General features: G+C 64.3%; 17 protein-coding genes. 12 read left to right on the forward strand and 5 right to left on the reverse strand.

Annotation, left to right across the window (positions count from 1 at the left end):
• Positions 1-11: 11 nt before the first annotated feature.
• Entirely contained in the window at positions 12-1,484 is a 1,473-nt protein-coding gene (locus NI2_RS08220; protein ID WP_067488079.1) for an esterase/lipase family protein, read from the forward strand.
• Between the two features lie 428 nt (positions 1,485-1,912).
• Here NI2_RS08220 and NI2_RS08225 read toward each other — a convergent pair whose 3' ends face one another.
• Complete coding sequence (locus tag NI2_RS08225; RefSeq protein ID WP_166655816.1) at positions 1,913-2,320, reverse strand: SRPBCC family protein; 408 nt, start codon at positions 2,318-2,320, stop codon at positions 1,913-1,915.
• 146 nt (positions 2,321-2,466) lie between these two features.
• The gene (locus NI2_RS08230; protein ID WP_133734188.1) at positions 2,467-2,847 is read right to left on the reverse strand and encodes a hypothetical protein; all 381 of its coding nucleotides are present in this window, start codon (positions 2,845-2,847) and stop codon (positions 2,467-2,469) included.
• Positions 2,848-3,142: 295 nt separating this feature from the next.
• On the opposite strand from NI2_RS08230, the gene NI2_RS08235 reads away from it, so the two are divergent.
• Both NI2_RS08235 and NI2_RS08240 read left to right on the forward strand, forming a co-directional pair.
• Positions 3,143-4,048 (forward strand): hypothetical protein, encoded by a 906-nt coding sequence (locus NI2_RS08235; protein WP_067488085.1) that lies wholly within the window; start codon positions 3,143-3,145, stop codon positions 4,046-4,048.
• A 114-nt stretch (positions 4,049-4,162) separates the two neighbouring features.
• Positions 4,163-5,074, forward strand: a complete 912-nt coding sequence (locus tag NI2_RS08240; protein WP_067488088.1) for a hypothetical protein — start codon at positions 4,163-4,165, stop codon at positions 5,072-5,074.
• Between the two features lie 237 nt (positions 5,075-5,311).
• Here NI2_RS08240 and NI2_RS08245 read toward each other — a convergent pair whose 3' ends face one another.
• Positions 5,312-5,851 (reverse strand): hypothetical protein, encoded by a 540-nt coding sequence (locus NI2_RS08245; protein WP_133734189.1) that lies wholly within the window; start codon positions 5,849-5,851, stop codon positions 5,312-5,314.
• A gap of 658 nt (positions 5,852-6,509) precedes the next feature.
• Here NI2_RS08245 and NI2_RS08250 point away from each other — a divergent pair.
• The 6 genes from NI2_RS08250 (at position 6,510) to NI2_RS08275 (ending at position 13,358) form a co-directional block, all read left to right on the forward strand.
• The gene (locus NI2_RS08250) at positions 6,510-7,004 is read left to right on the forward strand and encodes a hypothetical protein (RefSeq protein WP_067488092.1); all 495 of its coding nucleotides are present in this window, start codon (positions 6,510-6,512) and stop codon (positions 7,002-7,004) included.
• 197 nt (positions 7,005-7,201) lie between these two features.
• Positions 7,202-7,483 carry a hypothetical protein gene (locus NI2_RS08255; RefSeq protein ID WP_133734190.1) on the forward strand — a complete coding sequence of 94 codons (282 nt, stop codon included), beginning with the start codon at positions 7,202-7,204 and terminating at the stop codon, positions 7,481-7,483.
• Between the two features lie 97 nt (positions 7,484-7,580).
• On the forward strand, positions 7,581-9,758 hold the full coding sequence (locus tag NI2_RS08260) for an ATP-binding protein (RefSeq protein WP_067488096.1): 2,178 nt from the start codon (positions 7,581-7,583) through the stop codon (positions 9,756-9,758).
• A 78-nt stretch (positions 9,759-9,836) separates the two neighbouring features.
• On the forward strand, positions 9,837-10,484 hold the full coding sequence (locus tag NI2_RS08265; protein WP_067488331.1) for a LuxR C-terminal-related transcriptional regulator: 648 nt from the start codon (positions 9,837-9,839) through the stop codon (positions 10,482-10,484).
• 243 nt (positions 10,485-10,727) lie between these two features.
• Positions 10,728-12,092, forward strand: coding sequence for a hypothetical protein (locus NI2_RS08270; RefSeq protein ID WP_133734191.1), 1,365 nt, complete (start codon positions 10,728-10,730; stop codon positions 12,090-12,092).
• Between the two features lie 312 nt (positions 12,093-12,404).
• The gene (locus tag NI2_RS08275; protein WP_067488100.1) at positions 12,405-13,358 is read left to right on the forward strand and encodes a hypothetical protein; all 954 of its coding nucleotides are present in this window, start codon (positions 12,405-12,407) and stop codon (positions 13,356-13,358) included.
• Positions 13,359-13,479: 121 nt separating this feature from the next.
• On the opposite strand, the gene NI2_RS08280 is transcribed toward NI2_RS08275, so the two are convergent.
• Entirely contained in the window at positions 13,480-14,556 is a 1,077-nt protein-coding gene (locus NI2_RS08280; protein WP_067488102.1) for a DUF8606 domain-containing protein, read from the reverse strand.
• Positions 14,557-14,906: 350 nt separating this feature from the next.
• Between NI2_RS08280 and NI2_RS08285 the strand changes: the two genes are divergently transcribed.
• Positions 14,907-15,491 carry a hypothetical protein gene (locus tag NI2_RS08285; protein ID WP_133734192.1) on the forward strand — a complete coding sequence of 195 codons (585 nt, stop codon included), beginning with the start codon at positions 14,907-14,909 and terminating at the stop codon, positions 15,489-15,491.
• A 99-nt stretch (positions 15,492-15,590) separates the two neighbouring features.
• On the opposite strand, the gene NI2_RS35670 is transcribed toward NI2_RS08285, so the two are convergent.
• Positions 15,591-15,935 (reverse strand): restriction endonuclease, encoded by a 345-nt coding sequence (locus NI2_RS35670; protein ID WP_084476151.1) that lies wholly within the window; start codon positions 15,933-15,935, stop codon positions 15,591-15,593.
• 234 nt (positions 15,936-16,169) lie between these two features.
• On the opposite strand from NI2_RS35670, the gene NI2_RS08295 reads away from it, so the two are divergent.
• Both NI2_RS08295 and NI2_RS08300 read left to right on the forward strand, forming a co-directional pair.
• Positions 16,170-16,835 (forward strand): DUF7255 family protein, encoded by a 666-nt coding sequence (locus tag NI2_RS08295; protein ID WP_243750079.1) that lies wholly within the window; start codon positions 16,170-16,172, stop codon positions 16,833-16,835.
• Between the two features lie 381 nt (positions 16,836-17,216).
• Entirely contained in the window at positions 17,217-20,627 is a 3,411-nt protein-coding gene (locus tag NI2_RS08300) for a helicase-related protein (protein ID WP_067488108.1), read from the forward strand.
• Positions 20,628-20,676 lie beyond the last annotated feature (49 nt).

Consider the following 20,676-nt stretch of genomic DNA (forward strand, 5'->3'; position numbering starts at 1 on the left):
GGCATCGGGTCGTGATCCAGAACTCGACCGCTTTGCGCACACCCGGACTCGCCGGTCGCGCCAAGGTCTCGACGGCCCGTAGTGTCGCTGACCTCGGACCTGGGTTCGAGGACTCTTTGCTGCGCAACGAGATCGAGTCCGAACTGACCATCGAGATCAGTGATACGAGGGAACTCACGTCCTCGGCCGACACGCGGGGAGCCGGTGGCCTCGACGACATCGAGATCGAAGCCGCCGATCTAGGACCTGGCTGGGCGCAGGTGCTGCTCTACCAGTCCGAGGACGGAGCGCTGTCCTGGCACTTCCCGCAAGAGGTGGCGCGTCTCAACGGTACTCGCGGGGGTGCGGGCAATGTCACCTTCCGTGTGCCGAGGGTGGTGGTACCACCACCTGACGGCGGCACCCCAGGAACCCGAGGGCTCATGGGTGCGCTCGGCGTCAAGGTATTGCAGATCTTCGCCTTCCGGCTCGTTCGTGAGACTGCGGGTTGGGTCGGCGCCCGATTCGCCGAACAGTTCGAGAATCGGTACCGGCCGCACCGATTGCGCACCTTCACCCCCGACGACTACGCCGCCCCCAGTTCTGCGGCACTCGCGCCCGAACACCTGCGCAGACTGAGCGTGGGCCGGGCGCTGCTGGTCGTCCATGGCACGTTCAGCACCACGCACACCGCGTTCGGGCGGCTGCCGATCGAGACGGTTCGGTCCCTCGACGCCCGCTACGGCGGACGAGTGCTCGCGCTCGACCACCCCACCGCGTCACGCACACCCGAACAGAACATCCGCTGGCTCGCCGACCATCTGCGCGAACGCGGCGCCACCCTCGATCTCGACGTGCTGTGCCACTCTCGTGGCGGCCTCGTCGGCCGCATGGCCTGCGAGCGCTCAGATCTGGCTGGCGTCGCCGACGTACTGCGGGTCAACTCGGTGGTGCTGGTCGGCACACCGAACTTCGGCACTGCGCTGGCCGATGTGGCCCGACTGGAACAGTTGGTCGACCGCTTCACCACCATGCTGAGATTCCTGCCGGACAACGGTGTCACCGACGTGCTCGATATCGTGCTGGCCCTGGTCAAACAGATCGCCGCAGGCGTCGCGACCGGATTGGACGGGTTGATGGCCATGAACCCGCGCGGTGAGTTCCTGTCACAGATATTGACCGGCTCTGCACGAACCACCGCGCGGTACTACGCCGCCGCAGCGGACTACGATCCCCCGTCCGGCTCACCGTTGGCCAGAATCGTGAGCGATGGAGCCGCCGATTTCGTATTCGGACAGGAGGACAACGATCTCGTGGTGCCGACTGTCGGCGCGTTGGCGGAGGCGAGCCCCTCGTTGCCCATCGATGACCGGGTGCGCTTCGATGTCACTCACGCCGTCGACCATTTCAGCTATTTCGCCCGGCCCGAGCTCTCAGCCGCGCTTCATCGATGGTTGCCGGGTGCTGGGGCCGTCGACGTGGACCGCCATCGTGGCGCCGAATGATGTCGGGGTGACGGTGTCGGCGTGCGCGCGGATCAGTCGTGGGTCGCGATCGTTGGTGGGCCGCGAGGGCTTCGGTCGGGTCGGTGACGACGGCGGGATAGTCACGTCGGCGCGTCGGTCCATGTCCACGGGTGGGTGCATCACCTGGTCGGCAGCCCCCGCCGGAAATTGCGATCCCGGGACCAGCGCGCGGGATTGTGCCCGTGGACGAGAATCGGGGCCCGGTCGCTAACGCGGCCTGGACCGCGAGGGGTTGATGGCCGATCACCACCGCGTCGCGCGAGCCCAGTTTCGGGTTCGGGCTTACGCCCCAACCTGCTGGTCGAGGCGTTCCTGAGCAGCGAAGTCCGGTTGCGGGCAGCTCTCGAGGTTCCTGCGAGAAATGCGAAGCTGGGCACGATGGATCCAGGTCCCGGTTCGTCCCCGACTCAGAGCTCGGCGTAGCGGGCCAAACTGTGCACGACTCGGCGCATACTGCGACTGAGGTACCACTCCCAGAACTGGCCCAGGACAGCAAGTTTCGGGGTGAATGTGGCTTGCCAGCGGATGTCGGTGCCCTCGGTCGGGTGGGGTGTGAGGGAGATGTCGGCTCGGTATTCGCGCATGCCGACGAGTCGGAGCGCGGTGTAGCCGATCCCTCGGTAGGCGACGATGTCCACAATCTCGATGTCGGTCCTGACCCGCCTCTTGCGCAGCGCCCAGGCATTGTCGGCGGAAGGGATCGCTTCGACCGAATCGAACGACTGCCAGTTCGGCCAGGTCGTGACGTCGATGAGTAGTCGCTGGATGGTCGGTGGCGGCGCGCTCGACCGCGCGCGCACGTCAAATCTCGGCACTGGTGTCCTTGATTCGGCTCGATGCTGTCCGGCGTGACTCGCCGGGCACTTTCGCTTTATTCTTGCGCATCCACCGAACTGCACGGAGTGCTGGAATCCCTCGTCGACGTGTTGCGGGCACGGCGTCTCGACCTCGGGCGGTCCGATCAGCTACCCGCATGTCCGCCGCCGACCGTCTGGCTGCCCGCAAGTGGAACCGCTTCCGGGGCAATGGGAATGGTGCCCGCAGGACCGGAGGGGTAGTAGGCGGGGGTGCGCGTGGCGCTGAAGAAGTCGTCGGTCCAGCCGAGGGCGAGGGTCTTCAGGGTCGCGACGTCGGCCGGATCCGGGTGTCCGCACAGCGTTTCGCCGAGGGGATCCGAGGTGGTGCCCTCGGCGTCGGTGTGGCTTCTGTGAGGGAGCCGGACACCGACGAAGGGGCGGTGCAGGTGTGTCTGGACGGCGCTGGTCCCGGCCCAGAGGTTGTTGCACAGCCCTCCGCAACGTGGGTTCGGGCTTGCCACCGCGGCGTCGGGACTGGACCTCATCGGCCGTGACGACATTGCGCTCGTCGCGTGGGTGGAGTCGATTTCGTTGCTGATGGTGGCCAGCGAGCGGACCAAGCATCTCGTCCACGCCACGGGTTGGTCGTGACGAAGGGGAGCTCTTCGGCGCCTCGGTGATTTAGTGCCGGTGGTTGCGATCAGATCGCGGCACGCTGTAACCAACGCGGCGCCGGGCCGGACCGTTGACCGATGAAATTCGGTGGGCATGGCGGGTTGTGGCGCGTACTGTCCGAGGGTGCGTTACAGCCACGTGTCGTCTCCGGAGTTCCGCGCCCGGATGACCGACCTCGCTCATCTTCTGCGGAGTTGTCGCGAAGCCCTTCTGCGGACCTCTCAGGCGCACCACTGGATGCCCGTCGAGGGCTCCGTCGCGGCTGCCGATGTCGCGGTCTTCGCCGGGCAGGCCGAGATCCGAGATGATCGGCTCGTCCTGGAAACTGTGTGTGCGTATCTCGAACTGGCGGTACACAACTGCGCGGCCCTCGCGGCTGTCTGTGAAGCTGGGGAGGTCATCGCCGCACCGCCGCAGCTCGCGCGGTCGGTGATCGAGAACTGCGCGCGGGCCTGCTGGTTGATCGACGACGAGCTCGCGTCCGTTCCGGCGTTGAATCGGCTGGCGCGCACCTACATCGACCACGATACGAGTGCTGTGGACCGGAAGTTGGCTGCGCAGAGGCTCATGGGCAAGGATTCGCCCGGCTACAAGGGTGCGACCCAGGTGTTCGAGGCGATTCGTACTGAGATCAAGGCGGTGTTCCCGGAGACGGTCGGGGCGAACTTCAACGCGCCGAAGACCATCCACGGCCAGCGCAACCTCAGCCTGACGCAGACGGTGGTCTGGTTCTTCGACTACCTGCACCGCAGCAGGATGGCATCGGTCGACGGGGTGGTCGCTGAGGGGCTCTATGTCCACCTGTCGAATCAAACTCACCCGACGATCTCGACCATTCGTGACCGCCGGCGTTTCATCGCACACGGTGAGCACTTCGGCACGCAGAACGTGGTCTCCTTGACCGAACTGGAGAAGCTCGTCCGGCTAGCCGTCGGCTCGGTGCAGAACGCGCTGGTGCTGGTCCATCGGTATTGCGGTTGGCCGTTCGATCCCGATGGTGAGTTCGAAGGTCTCATCGACGAGATCGCACCGGGTCTGTTCTCGCCGGATGACCCGCGGCCGACGCCGTAGCCATCCAGCGCGGGCATTGGGTACGTGCCGGGCACGCATCGGAAACGACCTGCCGGTGAATCGCGACTACTGTCCTGGAGCCATCGGGGCACCAGCAACGTCAGGAGGGGATGCATGGCCGAGTGCTTCTACTGCGGAACCGACGAGAAACTCACTCGTGCCCACCTGTTCCATCAGCGCATTCGCGAAGTGCTCGCGAACGAATCCGAAGGGCTGACTCTCGCGTCGTCGAGTGTCAGGTCGGGCGGTGTGGAGCGGGATTTGCTTCGCCCTGGCGATGTACGCGAGATGAACGTGAAAATCCTGTGCGTCCGGTGCAACTCGCGCTGGATGGAGCCGATCGAGAAGGCTGCTGCGCCCGTCCTGGGGTCGATCATGCGTGGGATTGGGGTCCCGCCACCCCGAGATCTGTTCCGGCTGGCGCACTGGTCGATAGTCGTTGGAGCCCTCGCGACGCAGACGGGCACCCGATTCGACGTGCCGGTCGAGCACAGGCGCCAGATCCGATTCACCGCAACCGGCCAACCTCAGTACTTCGGAACGCACTTCATCTGGACCCTGGACACCTACCCAGGTGTCCAGTTCGACTACATGCGTTTCGATGCCCGCTCGGAGGCGGGAGAGCGCGGAGTGTCTTGGTACAGCGCATTACATGCCGGTCCGCTGGTGATGGTCTCCGCCGAATTCGTACTCAATACGATGATCGCGCGGGAACTGCACCACTCGGGGATCGAGAGCTACCTCGGCACGGTGTCGAGCAATTTGGTGTGCATTCCGGAGGCGCTCCGCACTGGACGTCGGCAAAGCGCGGTCGGCTCAGTATCGCCCTCGCACGGCGCCGTCCAAGAGTTGTATCGAAAGGTGGCCGGACCCGACGTGGAGTACGTCCCCACTCATGCAAGCTCGTTGGCGTCGATGGACGAATGGAAAGAGCATCCATCTGCGACGTTCGACTACGGGGACACTCTCGTCGACATGCGATCCGAGCTCGACCTGAGCTATTTGGACGGGGTGTTCGAGCCCTAGCCTGTGCTCGGCGAACCGGCACAGATGAATCTCACACCGCCGGACTCGCCGTCCCGCAGCCCGTGAGATGAGCCCAGGTGAGGCCCAGGCGCCTGCGGATCGGTGATGTGCTCCCCGCGCGAGCGGGGACGAGCCTGGGGGGCGGCCCGCGCCACCCCCGCGAAGGTTCGTGCTCCCCGGGCAAACCGAGACGCTCCACCAGTTCGCCAACGGCGGTCGACCGGCGTCTCGCGCGTTCTAGTCTGATGGGTCGTCAGTGTCCCGGTTTTCGTCGGGAAGATCCCACTCGTCCTGGTCGTACATGGCGGAATAGAGGATTGACAGCGCGTCCGTCGGGTGGAGATGCTCGGAGACTGTGTTACCACGCAGGTATTGCCGGAGACTCTCGGCGAGCGCGCGTGCCGCGGCCACGACCTCGTCGGCGGAGGTGGGCGCGACCTCGGTGTCGAGCACCCGAAGCAGGTGGGGGAAGGCGCGTTTGGCGTCATGACGCGCGGCGACGGCGTCTGCGCGGGCATTCCGACGGTCCTGGGCGGTGTCGGCGCGGTACTGGTACTCGGTGTCGGTCTCGATACGTTCGATGTCGGAGACAAGTGAGGACGCGAGTTGGAAAAACTCGTTCTCTCGTGTCCGGGTGTAGGAGTCCGCGGCCCGAGACGGGTTGGTGGCGAAGAATCGTCGGCGCTTCCACGTATCGTTGATCGATCGGGCGGGGCCGCGGACCGCGTGTACGCGGTCTCGACCGGCCTGCAGCATCGAGGATGCACTGTCCGTCACGCGGTCTCGGATTCCCACCACAATCCCCCTTCGTTGACCACTGCCGAACGCATCGTAGCGACGTGGGAGACACGTCGCTGTGCCCAGGGCAATCGGTCAGGTACTGGCGGAGTAGGGCCTCGCGTGTGGCCTCGACGGTCCCGAAGGCCCAGCCGCCTGAAACCAGACCCGAACAAACTCACTCTGCAACGAGCCGTCTGCGACTAGGGAAGCCCTGGCGCTGGGGACTGCTGCACGAATAGGTGACATCTGATCTGTGGTGCCGACAGGCACCGCTGGAAGGATGTATGCCGTGCCCAAGCCCTACCCTGGTTTTGGTCGTGAACCTGGACACCAGTTGTGCGTGATCCACGCTCGCATTGGTTGCCGCGGTGGCAACGGTGTACGCGCCGCGGGAGGGATATCGCTGTCGGGCCGCGAAAGGTCTGTGCGTTCGGATACACCGGGCGTAAGGCCGTTCGTTCCAACCTTCACTGGACCAGCGATGGTGCTTCGGGCGACCTGTGTCGGCGCTGCAGTCGGCCATCGATATTGGTGTCCCCTGTTCGACCGATACCTCCGTCTCTGTTCACGCCATACGTTTTTCGAGTGAGTTTGCACGACCTTGCCTGATGAAGAGAACGCGTATCCAGCGGAGGAACAGACTGTGCGTACGACGATGAATTCGAAGACCATTTTGGTGACGGCCGGCCTTGCGGCGTTGGTATTGTCGATCGGTGCAGCACCTGGTGTGTCGCTAGCAGATACCGGCAGCGGTGATTCCGGCAGCGCGGTGATCGACACCGGTAGCGGCATTCTCGATGGCGGTAGTGGCATCTTGGGTGAGCTGTTCGGCAGCGGTTCAGCGGCGACGCAGCAGTGCAACAATTCGACCAGGTCCGGCGGCGAGGGCGTCACCACGACGATTCATCAGCTCGGTACCGGGGGACCGACCAGCTTCGTTCTGGTCTATGAGACCTACGACGTTCCTGATCGTATCCAGGTGTTCTATCAAGGTTCTCAGATTCATGACACCGGCTATGTGGGCGACCAGATCAACCAGGGCACCGGCTCGGCGGTCGTCGCGGTTCCGGCCGGTGCGGCGACTTCGGTCACGGTCCGGGTCACCGGCCCGAGCGGCACCAAGTGGGATTACACCGTCCGCTGTCCGTAGGTGTTTGCTTGGACCGGGCGCGAACTCGGGAACACGTCCGGTCCCGGTTCCGGCGGCAACTCGACCGCGTGGTTGGGTTGCCGCCCGAGGCAGAGCGCTCCATTGCCCTGCGCGCGTCGGTGTGGCCGCTGTTGCCTGGCGGCCGAATCACAGGGCAGGTCTGATAAGGATGGGCTGTCGTGGAGAACGTTTCGAGCGTGTTCCTGATCGGTCTCGTTGGGTATGCGGTGGTGTGCGGCGTGCTGGCCGCTGCGATCGCCGGGTCGAAGGGCAACAGTGGTGTCGGCTACTTTGCGCTCGGCGTGGTGTCCGGGGTGATCGGGATCGTGGTGGCGCTGGTTGTGCCGGGCCGGGCGCGAACCCCGCGGGGGTGGGGAAGGATTCGGTGCCCACGATGCGGCACTGAACAGAACGTCGAGCCCGGCCGGTCCGAGTTCGTCTGCTGGCAATGCGAATTCGACGCCCCGCTTGAGTGGTAGTGGCATCCGCTTCCTTCCTTGCCGCCCTTCGCTGGACCGAGGGATATCGGTCCATGTCGGGTACCCGGCCGGGATCGGTGGGCGAATAATGAGGCGGGTGAGTTCGGATGCGGCGTCGACGCGGCCGGTGCTGGGTACGCGGATCGATCGGATCGCAGCGTCGACGTTGAGTGTGGTCGAGGCGGCTGTCGCTGTGGTGTATCTGTTCGGTGGTGGTGTCGGCGTCGCGTCGATGCTCATCCATGCCGGGCTGTTGGTGTGGGCTCTGTGGCGGTGGACCCGGCCGTGGAATCCAGTGTGGGAGTTGATCGTGGCGGGGGTGTACTTGGTGTGCACGCCCGTGGTGGTGGACGGTCCGGCGTTCACGACGGCGGCCAGTCCGATGTTGGCGGTCGCCGGGACGGTGGTGGTGACGGTGGCGATGTCGCGCCCGGTTCACGTGTCGTTGACCGCCACGGTGATCGTGGTTGCCACCTGGGCTTCGGGTGCGGTGCTGGTGCCCGGTGTCGATCGGCCATGGACAATTTTCAGCCTCGATTTTCTGGTGGTCGAGTGGGCCGTTGCCGCGGTGTTGCGTTCGCTCGTCCTGCGTTCGGCGCAGATCACCGACGAGGCGTTCTCCCAGTACACGACCAGCAGGATCGACGCTGAGGTCATGGCGGCTCGCCGCCGCGACGAGCGCGAGACGTGGGCGACACTGCACGACACCGCCGCGTCGACGTTGGCGATGGTCGGCCAAGGCATCGTGGTCGACGACGACCGGTTGCGTGCCCAAGCTCGCCGCGACCTGCAGGCCGTACGGCGCGGCGCTCAGGCGCTGAACACCGACGACTTCGCCCGCGGGATCGATGAGCACGCGAGATGGACCGACGCCCCGGTCCAGTTCCGCGGTCGCGCTGCGGGACCGGAGAATCCGCGCACCAGCCAGGCAGTGGTGGCAGCGGTGGGCGAGGCACTGACGAATGTCGACCGGCACGCCGAAGCGAGCTTGGTGACGGTCGAATTCGGGGATCGGCGAGTGCGCGTCATCGACGACGGAGTCGGCTTCGATCCAAGCGACGCCGCGCTCTCACCTGGCCGGTTCGGCGTACGGAACTCGATCCGCGGTCGTCTCGCCGATGCGGGGGCCACCGCTGAGATCGTCTCGTCGCCGGGCGCGGGAACCACGGTCGAGATCCGGTGGGATGCCACCCCTGAACCCGACCTGCGCAGCGACGCGGACGACGCGCTGCGGCTGCTGCGCGGCTACGGGTACGGGTTGGTGGTGATCGCTGTCGTCGTCACCGGACTACAGGGGCTCAACGCCCTCTCCGCTGCGCACCCCATGGCGCAAGCCGGCATTCTGGTCACTGCCGTGCTGACCGCGTTCGTCGCGGTCGCAGAGATCCGCCATCGCCTTCCCACTGCCTTGTGGTGGACTACGGCGACGGTTGTGGTGGTACTCGCGCCGCTGCAAACGGCACTGCTGACCGCGGAGCAGGTCACCAGTAGCGCCAACTGGGCTGTGGCCGCGCTCGGCTGGCAACTCGCCGCCTTGTCGGTGCGTCGGGGAAGCCGCGTCGGGCTGGCACTGCTCGGTGCGTTGTGGTTTGCCGGAGCAGCCGCCGCGGTCACTGTCGCCACCACCGGGGTTCTGTCGACACTGCTGTACACCGTGATCAGCGTGACGGTCCTCCAGGGCGTCGCGCTCGGATTCAGCGACTTCCTGCGCTTGGCCGTGCGACGGACGCGACAAGCGGGCACAGACCTGGCCGATCTGCAGATCCAGACCACACTCACTGCGGCACTACACCAGGACCGCCGCGAGCGTTACCAGCGCATGTCCCGCCAACTCGTTCCGGTCCTGCAACGGCTGGCCGATGACCCCGGCTCTGCGTCGATACCGGCGGTCCGAGCGGCATGCTCGCTCGAGTCGACCCGGCTGCGACGGCTGTTCGTCGAGGACCCACCTGCGGCGGCGTTGCTCGACGAACTAGCCCCCGCGATCGAGGCTGCCGAAGCACGCGGGGTCGCAGTGACCACCCATTCGATCGGCAGGACCGTCGATCTCGATCCACAAGCGCACACCGAGGCGCTGACCGTCGCGATAATCTTGCTCGCAGGCACCCGAACCCGCGCCAAGATCGTCATCACCAGCATGCCCGACCAGCCAGCCGACCTCAGCATCACCTGCGACTGCGACGACACCTGCACCCAAGCTGTCACCGCGATCGCACCACAGGCCACACTGATCGGCTCCGGCGGTCTTGTCTGGGCGACAGTGCCGCTGCCCTGATCACGACCGAAGTCGGGGCGCAGACAGCCAGTGTCCCGGACGACAGAGGTGAAGGTGCTCCACCCCAGTGACAGCGGCATGCCGGTAGCGGTGGTCGACGACCACTCGGTCGTCCACGCCGGCATCGCCGGCTGGTGCGCCGCCGCAGACCCACCGATCCACGTCATCGCCCGCTACCACAGCCCCGGCGAGATCCTGGCCGACCCCGACGCGAACCCGCACACCATCGCCGCGGTCGTGTTGGATCTGCAGTTCGCCGAATCCAGCCCCGATCTGAGCTCCACAGCAGCACTGTGCGAGAAGGGGTTCCGGATCGTGGTCTTCTCCCAGCACACCCGCAGCGACCTCATCCTCGACTGCCTCGACCTGGGCGTGGTCACCTACCTGTCCAAGCTGGAAGGGGATGTTCATCTCGTCGCCGCCCTACACGCCGCAGGCTCTAACCGCCCCTATCTCAGCCCCACGATGGCTCAGGCGATGAGCCAGGACACCCGCCCGAACAGACCCACCCTGTCACCGCGCGAACGGGAAGTCCTGCTCGCCTGGTTTCAAACCGAATCCAAAGCACTGGTCGGGAAACGACTGTTCATCACCCCCGGAACTGTGAACACCCACCTCGAACGGATCCGCGCGAAGTACGCCCAGGTCGGGCGTCCCGCATCCACCAAGGCAGCGCTCGTCGCCCGAGCGATCCAGGATGGGCTCGTCAACCCCGACCAACTGTAGCTGTCCCAATGGCCCCACCCGTGTCTGCCGATCGCCCTACAGACAGGCCAGCGGCGGTGGCGGGATACTTCTGTCCCGCCGGCGCAGCATTGCACGTCGCACACCCGACCTGCTGCAGCGTCGGGTAACGACGCCACCGGCAGCACTGATCCGACTCGACCGGACGAACACATGCCGGCTCGACCTTCGCCATTGCCGAGCACCGGATCTCCGGAGGTCGGCACACTGCAACCAGGACGGACCATGCCACACACCGTGATTCGTGTTTTCCTGCTGGCGTTTGCCGTCAGTATCGCCGCCGGATGCACGTCGTCCCAGCCGACGCCGACCATTCCTGCGACAACCTCGAAATCTGGGACCACGTCGGCGACCGCCGATGTCGCACCAGCCGGCCCGACAGTCTTCACGAATCCGAAGTGGGCGGAGGTGATGCTGCGTCGTGGAGTCGTGGCGATGCACTGCGACCGCCCGTTCACCAACTTCTCTCCCAAAGAGAGTCCTGCAGTTGTCAGGTTCCCCGACCGAATGGCCACAGCCCACGAGTTCGCGGTGCCGAGCGTTTCAGGAACGAAGGACAAGGTCATGGCCGACGGCTGCGCGACCTCCGGCTCCGGCGACGACTTCCGCGTCACCTACGCCGTCGTGTCGTTCACGCCATCGTCGGGACTGGAACCCGAATTCCGTGAGCTTTCGCTGGTTTCCTACCAGCTAGGCCAGACAGACCCGGTTACGAAGGTCACCGTTTGGAAGGGACGCGAGCAGCCGCAGAATGTCACTCTGCGCGGATCGGATTCGGGCATCGCGGTCTCGTTCAACATCCGAGACCGCGACGATTCTCAGCAGGTCAGAGGCTACTCCGGTGTCGAGCTCAAGCACCTGTGGACCATTTCCGGTAGTGAAGTTTTGGCCTCGACCCGCACCAGTTACGCTGTCCGCGCGCACGGGGAATGCGGTGTCTGCCCGCGACGACTGACTGTGGTGTCGGCGGTCACCGGAACCGTAAAATACGAAGTACCACCTGCAGGCGATATGGTCGGCCCGTCACTCGACACCGTGACCGACCACGGATACGGATTTGGATACCCCGACGGTATGGGGTGGTTCGATGAGGCCACCGGGAAACCCGCCGATCCCGCCACTGGTGTCCTTCGGCACGCTCGAGCGTTGCGGCCCGACCCTATGACGAACCTGATGGCGGTGCAGTACATGATTGGGTCACAGCCGATGTACAAGGTGGTCGATCGGACGACATGGGCTGATGTCTTCGTCATCGACATCGACCGAACCGAGGGGATGGATATCGATTCGGTCGCGCTCTACGACGGGTACCTCTATATCCAGAATTCCTCCGACGACCCGGTAGTCAGAATCTCCGACAACAACGTCGTCGCCCGAGGTTGGCAGGTCATCCCTGTCGGACGCGTCGCGACCACAACCGTGCTGGCGCACGCACCCAGCGCTTTAGGCTCGAGCAACTGCATCGAGGACACCCTCGTCCACGGAACGGGGAACCACCCCGGAAACCCCAACGTCTACGGCTACGCCACCTGCCAGGAGTACACGGCCGTCCCCGACGTCGATGGTAAGTTCCCAGGTCCGCGCTTCTGACTGCCAAGGCGATCACGGGACGGCGCGACTCCGACCACTGTGGACAGCGGAGACCGAGCGCCGACGACCCTGCTGCGACTTACCGGATCCACACTGCAGCTCTTCGGTGCCGTTGTGAGTCCGGCACTCGGCGGGCTTCCTTCGGCGATGTCCGGATCCGCCGATTGCGTCCACGCTGTCGGTTGATCATCGGACAGACATTGGACACCACAGGAGCGGACACTTCCCGTTATGCCGGTCCGAGTAGTAGCTCTCTGCTGTGTTGTACCTCTGGTCATTGCAGTCCTCTCGTCGTGCTCCGCAACAGATCTCGTGCGTGACGAACTAGGGATCAGCGCCGATTCCGGCTGCGTCGACGCACGTGGTCCGAACTCGACACTCGACGAGCTCGCCGACGCCCTGATGTCGGCGACGTTCATCCATCCGTCTACAGGGGAACGCACCAGCGTCGAAGAACAAGCACGAGAATCAGTCAATGCCTTCGAATCGCTGACCGGTCCCCTGGCATCGATCGATACCTCGCCGGCGGGTGTCCGCGCCAAGCTCGTAGAAGACCTGTACTCGGCAGTGCCGGAGGGCGGTGACGCCCGGTTCGCCGAAGCGGTATGCGAATACGACACCTCGGTCTTCACTCGGCTCGGCCCGATGTGGGACGACCGCGAGCAGATCACCCGCACACCGCATCTGCTGCGTGCCAGCGGCCGCATGGTCTGTGGCGCGGTCGACGGCATGACCGCCGATGCCTATCTCGAAGAGGCAGATGAGCAGGCCGCCGCCGCCCAGGCCGATCCGCAATCCTTTGTCGACGGCGAGATCAGGAAGATCGAGGCAGTGCTTGACGGCTGGACACACGATCCAGAAGAGACCGACACCGCCCGGCAGATCCGCGAAGGCTTCGAAGAATCGCTGAGGATGCTCCGTGAACAGAATCCCCAACAGATCGCCGACGGACTGAAAATGTACCGGGACTTCAATTGGCTCGCCATCGAGCACCAGTGCCCAGGCACAAGTGTGCTCGGTTTCGGAGCGGAATGTGGAGAGGTCCCCTCACCCTTGGGGCACGCGCCCCTGACCGTCCGAACCCATTCAGGTCCCATAGATTGCAAGTCTGCGCTCGACATCGTTCAGAGGTTCACCGCCGATGGGCGCTCGGCGATCTCGCCATGGACATGCGCATACAACAATGACGGCGATACCGCAGAGGAAGTCATGATCTACTGCCACAACGAACAAGCACGCATCGTCATCCCGCGCAAGGCAAAGTGATCGCATGCCACCAGGATCCGAATCCAGATCAGCTGTGATCATAGAGTCAGTTTCAAACATTCCGGCGGAATCTGCGCCCCCGTTACGGTGATGTGCAAAGCCGGTATGTGCCTCGGTGCGGTCACTCGTCGACGTCGAACGCCTCGGCAAGACGCTGCAACGTGAACGGCTGCCGCAACTTGGTCACCACGTTCTGGTTCGCGTACATCCCCTTGACCCACACCGCATCCTGCCGCGGGCGCGAGTCGATCCAGCGGACACGGACGAGGTACTCACTGAGCGCCGGATCATCCGCGTCCTCGCCCATCTGTGCGGCCCGCAGCGGAACTTGCAGGATCGGCATCGTCACACCATCGACCTCGACTTCGAACTCCGCCACCGGCACCGCGGTCGCGGCGACCTCACCGACACCGACGTACCCGGTCGACGGAATCGCAGCCCACACCCGCGCGCCCGGAGACAAGTTCATCATCGCCTTGCGGTACTTGTCTCCGTGGCCTGCCGAAACGAATCCGTATCGTCGCATGTCATCCCAACTGCGGTGCTGGCTTTCACCGACAGCGACATAGAAGTCGAGCCCGTTCCAGGGCGGTTGCTTCTTCGCACCGGACCCACCGGTGGCAGGTTCGAGATCGGGATTGCTCAGCCACGACCGAGCCAGATACTCCCGGTTGTCATCTTTCAAGTACTGAAAGAACAGCACGTTGATCGGGACACCGTAGCCGCGGATGTACTCCACGATCTGCGCCGTGCTCGTATCCATCCCGGTCGCCACGATCACCAGATGGTGGCCGGAGTTCAGTGTTTCCGGCACATCGGTCTCGAAATGATCGGTGAACGCGGAGTCGAAGTCCTGTCCCTGATGGTGCTTTGCGTACAAATCCCGAATCGCCTCGTACGACAGGCCTTGCACCCAGAATCCGTACTCCAACGCCTGCGCGACCACGTCGCGCGGCGTCTTGTCTTTCTTCAGCTCGATGACATGCAGATCGCCCTGCCCGTCCATCGCCAGCAAGTCGACCCGCTTGCCGAAATCGGTGACGACTTGGCGCCCGAGGAGCAGCAAAGTGCCCGACCCCAAGATGTCGGTCCGGTTCTCGAGGATTTCCTCCAGCCGGTCTTCCGAAGCGATGACGCTGGAAGCCACCGGTCGTACATCGCCACCGTCCAACCGCCACAACCCGAACTTCACGTGCATGGACAGCGACCCTACCGACCGCCTCCGACATCTCTGCCAATGAACAGCAAGGAAGGGCCAGCACGTTGCGTCGTATGCCCTGTTTCCCCAACAATCAACGTCATCTGGTCAGAACGCGGCGATGGCGAGTAGGACAACCTCAGCGCTGGCAACACTGACCCAGCCGACCAGCGGTATCGTCGACGCCTACGAAACCGCTACAGCAGACGCGGACATCACTTAGGCTCCTGGTGGCTTGGCCGCAAGACCTGCTCGTGGCCCGCACTTGAATGTTATCGACTGCCAACGGGGCCCGGTATCTGCCGCTTGACGGACAGCCAGCACAGATACGACAGACCTATGTTCTCAGAATGACGCACCAATACCGGCAAGCACTCCGTGCGTGGCGGCTCCGGCAGGGGCTACTTGCGCTCGCCGTCGTCGTCGCGATCGCCGGTTGCAGTCGAGAAGCCTCCGACGAAGGCCGTCACAGCACTGTGGCGCTCACGACGGTGACACCGGAACTGCACAGTGCCGCGACGGATAGTTCATGCGACCGGTACCAGTCCGATCCGACCGCGGATGAGTTCATCACCGACCTTGCGAACGCGCTCACCCTGCTACGTGCAAGCACCCCCGACGAGTCACTGGAGATGGCCCAGATCCTGTACAACACTGTGGATCGCGAGTTCCAGCAGCTCCGCTCCGGCGCGGCAGCTGAGTTCACGATTTGGATCTGCGAACATTTGCCCAACGAGGAGACCATGCGCGCGGGTGGAGTAGACATCGAACAACACCGGCAACTCGTGCGCATTGGCCGCGGAAATGCGCTGTACGCCGGGCTCTCGGGATGTGCATCGATGCGGACCTCGACATCAACGTGGACACTGGTGAACATCGCAGCATCCCAAGCGGAGATCGAAGATAATCTGCGTCGGACGCTGTGTCCACGCTGACACCATCAACCGGCCCGCCACAGTCGCCGACCTCGCCGCAGCGAAGTAGGTCGTCGCCGGCGAAGAGACTCGGCGCTGCGGCGACCACGGGCGATGTGATTACTCCACGGGTTTGACGCGGCCGCTGCGGTCGGCCTCGGTCTCGCCTCGGCGGCGGTGTCTGGCGATTGCTGCCTGTCGGGTCGCGGGTGTGACGTCGATGCAGGTCGTTGTGGTCGCGATGTCGCGGCATGCCGCAGCGATACCGACCGCGGGCTGGGAGTAGTCCGAGGCAGCGAAGTACAGTAGCGCTTTACCGCAGTCGTTGCCGCGGGTGCCGAAGAATTGCTGCACGTCCGGGCGCGAAACTGCGCCACCACGCCATTTCACCTGCGCCAGAGCACTACTGGACAGGACATCGATGCTGCCGTCGGCGCCGTTTGCCGTGACGACGCGTCGGCAAATCCCATCGCCCGCATCTGCACCGCGGCGTTCTGCTCGGCCGGTTGAGGGCTGGTGCTATAGGCACCGGCGAACTGCTCTTCGTACAAGGAACGATCTCCTTCTCCAGCTGTCAGCGTCAATCTTGCCGACCCCACCATGATCAACCACAGGTTTTCGTGCCTGACGACCACCCGGCACACCGCGGGAGGTGGCCAGCCGGGTCGATATCTGGTCAGGCGGGTGCAGACTAGGGTTATGGTTCGCACCGGTAGACGCGCCGCTGAGCTACAGGCGCTGCTGACACAGGCCGGGTTGGCGCCGGCCTCCGTACCGCCGGCCCCGCGGTTGGCGGATCTGACTTCCGCTGCCGTCGGTGAGCTTGACGCCCTCTACACCGAGCTCGGGGGCACCCAGCCGATGCCGCGACTTCGTCCCGGCGCTTGGGACCTGGCCTTCACCAGCGGGCTGGTGGTTGAACTCGATGAAGAGCTTCATTTCAACCGGTATCGCGCCCAGACACTGATGGCGTTCCAGACTTCCGTGCTGCCCTGGCACGCGGACTATCTCGACTTCTGCACAAATCACGAGCAGCAGTGTCTGGCCGCGGGCCGATGGGGCAGTCGCTGGACGACGCGACCGTGCGAGGCGATGTTCGGCCTGCCCGGGCCAACCGGTGACCTCGATGGTGCTGGTGCGCCGCGCTGGAAGCAGCGCGCCCTCTACGACTCTGTCAAAGACCTCATCGCCACACAGACACCGACGGTGCGGCTGGCCCGAGTATCGGTGTGGGACAGAGTCGATGGAGCTGTGCTCGGCGACGCGCTCGACAAGAACGCGGTCGTGAACCCAGAACGGCTGGCCACGTTCCTCGCGCAACGTACCTGCACGGCCGCAGGACTCAGCGGAACTTCCGGTCTCTAGCAAGCTACCGGTTTCAGCATCCGGAGTTTCCTCGGAAGGTCGCTGCGGTCGCTGCACACCCGCCGGGTCCGATTTCTGGATGGTTGAGGTATGGAGGGAGTCCGCCAGCGAACGCTCGGCCTATAACCACCCGTCATCGCCTCGATTCGGTTCTCCTGGGGGAGCGATGACCTAATCGAGCTGTGGCATTCTGCTGCACCTGCGGCGACGCACCGACACACGCTCTGAGCGCCACGACGGACAGGAATATTCTGTACACCAGTCCGTCCGCACAGCCTGGAGCAACCGCGATGATCACTTGCAGTTGAAGCTGTTTGGCTCGGCCGAGCTCGACTCGAGGGCCGGGTAGCCTTAGTGAGCTGTCAACCAGGAGGTTCATACGTGCAGCTTGAAGAGCTGAAGCCCGGTCTGCGGATCGACGGGGTCATCCCGGCCGAGGTGATCACCGTCATCGCCGCGCAGTGGCACGGCGTGGATGCACTCGAGCTCACCTACAAGAACGCTGCGGGTGGTCTCGGCCAGCAGGTCGTGTTCCGAAAGGACCAGGACAACCTCAGCGTCGCCCAGAGTGGCAGTCGCGCCTTCGATGCCGCCGCCAGCGACTTCAAGCTCGCCGCTGAGGCCCAGCGCATCTCCCTGGCCGGACTGTTCGACCCAATGCTCGCGGTCGCCACTAGCGACGTTCAACCGCTGCCGCACCAGATTCGCGCGGTGTACGGCGAGCTGCTGCCGCGGACCCCGCTCCGGTTCCTCCTTGCCGACGACCCCGGCGCAGGCAAGACGATCATGGCTGGCCTCTACGTCAAGGAGCTGCTGCTCCGCGACGACGTCAAGCAGTGCCTGATCATCGCTCCCGGCGGCTTGGTCGAGCAGTGGCAGGACGAGCTCTTCTTCAAGTTCGGCCTCCGCTTCGATCTGCTGACCAACCAGCTCATCGACGCTCAGGCGAATTTCAACGTCTTCGAGACCAACCCGCTGCTGATCGCGCGAATGGACCAGCTCTCCCGCAACGAGCAGCTTCAGGCCCAGCTCAAGGAAACCGAGTGGGACCTGATCATCGTCGATGAGGCACACCGGATGGGGGCGCACTACTTCGGCGGAGAATTGCGTAAGACCAAGCGATTCCTACTCGGCGAGATCCTCGGCCAGATCACCCGCCACCTGCTCCTGATGACCGCAACACCGCACTCAGGCAAGGAGGAAGACTTCCAACTCTTTCTCACCCTGCTCGACCGCGACCGGTTCGAAGGCAAGCAGAAGAAGACCGCCGATGTCAGCGGCATCATGCGCCGCATGGTCAAGGAGGACCTCCTGACCTTCGAGGGCAAGAAGCTCTTCCCGGAACGCATCGCAGAGACGGTCCCATACGAGCTGACGGCGCTCGAATACGACCTCTATGAGAATGTGACCCACTACGTCCGCGAGGGTATGAATCGTGCTGAGCGTGTCGGTGGCAAGCGCAAGAACACCGTCGGCTTCGCATTGACAGTCCTCCAGCGACGCCTCGCGTCCAGCCCGGAGGCGATCTACAAGAGCCTCGTCAGGCGCTCCGAGCGACTGGAGCGCAAGAAGGTCGAGATCCAGAACGGCACCTTCCGCGACAGCGAACCGACCATCGATGTAAGTGACATCGATGAGGACGAATTCAATGCTGAAGAGCTGGAGCAGATGGAGGAGGAGCTCCTCGACACGGCAACCGCAGCCCGCACGGTCGCAGAGCTCAACGCTGAGCTCGTCGAACTCGGTGCCCTGATCAAGACCGCGAGACTCGTTCGCGAAGCCGGCACCGACCGTAAATGGACCGAGCTGTCGACCATCCTTCAGGACAACGCGCTTGTCACCGACAAGAACGGTTGGCCGCGGAAGTTCATCATCTTCACCGAGCACCGCGACACGCTCGACTACCTCCGGGGCAGGATCGGCTCGCTCCTCGGCAAGCCCGACGCAGTCCGCGCAATCCACGGCGGCGTACGCCGCGCCGAACGGCGTCAGATCACCGAGGAGTTCACCAAGAATCGCGATTGCCAGATCCTGCTGGCCACGGATGCGGCTGGTGAAGGTCTTAACCTCCAGGCCGCCCACCTGATGGTCAACTATGACCTCCCGTGGAATCCGAACCGCATCGAGCAGCGCTTCGGCCGTGTCCACCGCATCGGCCAGGAGGAAGTTTGCCGTCTCTGGAACCTGGTCGCCTCGAACACCCGCGAGGGCGAGGTCTTCACCCGGCTGCTGGAGAAGCTCGAACAGATGCGGCAGGCATACGGCGGTAAGGTCTTCGACGTTCTAGGCGAGGCCTTCACCGACATCCCACTGCGAGATCTGTTGCTGGAGGCCATCCAGTACGGCGAGCGCTCCGATGTGAAAGCCAAGATGCACGAAGTCATCGATGCCTCCGTCGGCGACGGGCTCAAGGACCTGCTCGATGAGCGAGCCCTCGCGTCCGAGCACCTCGCCGAGGCCGATCTCCACGCACTGCGGGCTGCGATGGACGAAGCACGCGCGCGCCGTCTGCAGCCGCACTACATCGAGCTCGCCTTCAAGGCCGCGTTCACCAAGCTCGGCGGTCGCATCGTCAAGCGTGAACAGGGGCGCTACGAAGTAGCGAACGTCCCGCAGCACATCCGTGCAGCCGGCACTGGACCGATCGCGACGAAGTACGACCGGGTCACCTTCGATCTCAGCCACGTCCAGCCCGGGGACCGGACCCGCGCCGATCTCCTGGCGCCAGGCCACCCATTGCATGACGCTGTCATGGGCGAAGCGATCCGAAACTTCGGTGCCGCGCTTAACCAGGGCACGATCCTCGTCTCCCCGACCCTGGAAGAACCCCATCTCCTCGTCGGTGTCGTCGAAGAGGTCGCAGACGCCACCGGTGGGTCGGTCGCGCGGCGCTTTGGCTACGCCTATGTCGACCAGTTCGGCGCCGTCGGTCCCGCTGGCCCTGCGCCGTACCTCGACTGCGTGGCAGCACCCGAGGGCCCTGTCGCTGATGCTGCCCGAAGCCTGGCATGGCTGTCCGACGCCGAGGACAAGGGCATGAGCTGGATCATCGCCAATCAACTTCCGGAATACCTCGCCGAGGTTCAGCCGCGGCGGCTTGCGGAGCTTCAGAAGGCCCGCGACCTAGTGACAAAGCGGCTCAGTTCCGAGAGCGAGCGCCTGCTGCTCGATGCCGCAGTGGCATCGGAGAAGGAACAGAAGGGCGAGAAGCCCAAGGAATCCTCCGACAGCCTAAACAGGAAGGCAGTCGAGCTCGACGTGCGCCTCCGCAAGCGACTGGCCTTGCTTGACCAGCAACGGCTTATGTCGACCAAGCCCCCGCACATCGTCACGGCAGCGTTGGTGCTTCCGATTGGGATGATGGAAGGCGAGATCCCGGCGACCGCGCCCATACATGCCAAGGAGACCAAGGAAGTAGAGCGGCGTGGTGTCGATCTTGTGCTGACACGCGAGCGCGAGTTGGGTCGCAAGCCTGTGGAGCAGGCGTTTAACAATAAGGGCTTCGACATCCTCTCAACTGATGCCAACGGCGACACCTACCGGATCGAGGTCAAGGCGCGCATCGACGGCGCGAAGGACTTCTTTGTAACCCACAACGAAGTCATGACGGGCAAGAACGCCGTTCCGCGGTACCGCCTCGCGCTGGTGAGGGTTGACCCTCGCGGTCCGCAGCTCGATGAGGTGAAGTATCTGGGCGATCCCTTCGCCACTACCGACCTCGGCGACTTTGAGGCCACCGGTATCCGCGGCAGTTGGGCGAAAACCTGGGCGAAGGGCACCCAGCCCTTCTGATGCTCCAGGGCCCGACGAATCACTCGCGCTCCAGACTGTCGGACACCAC

Source organism: Nocardia ignorata NBRC 108230 (assembly GCF_001612905.1).
GTDB classification, from domain to species: domain Bacteria; phylum Actinomycetota; class Actinomycetes; order Mycobacteriales; family Mycobacteriaceae; genus Nocardia; species Nocardia ignorata.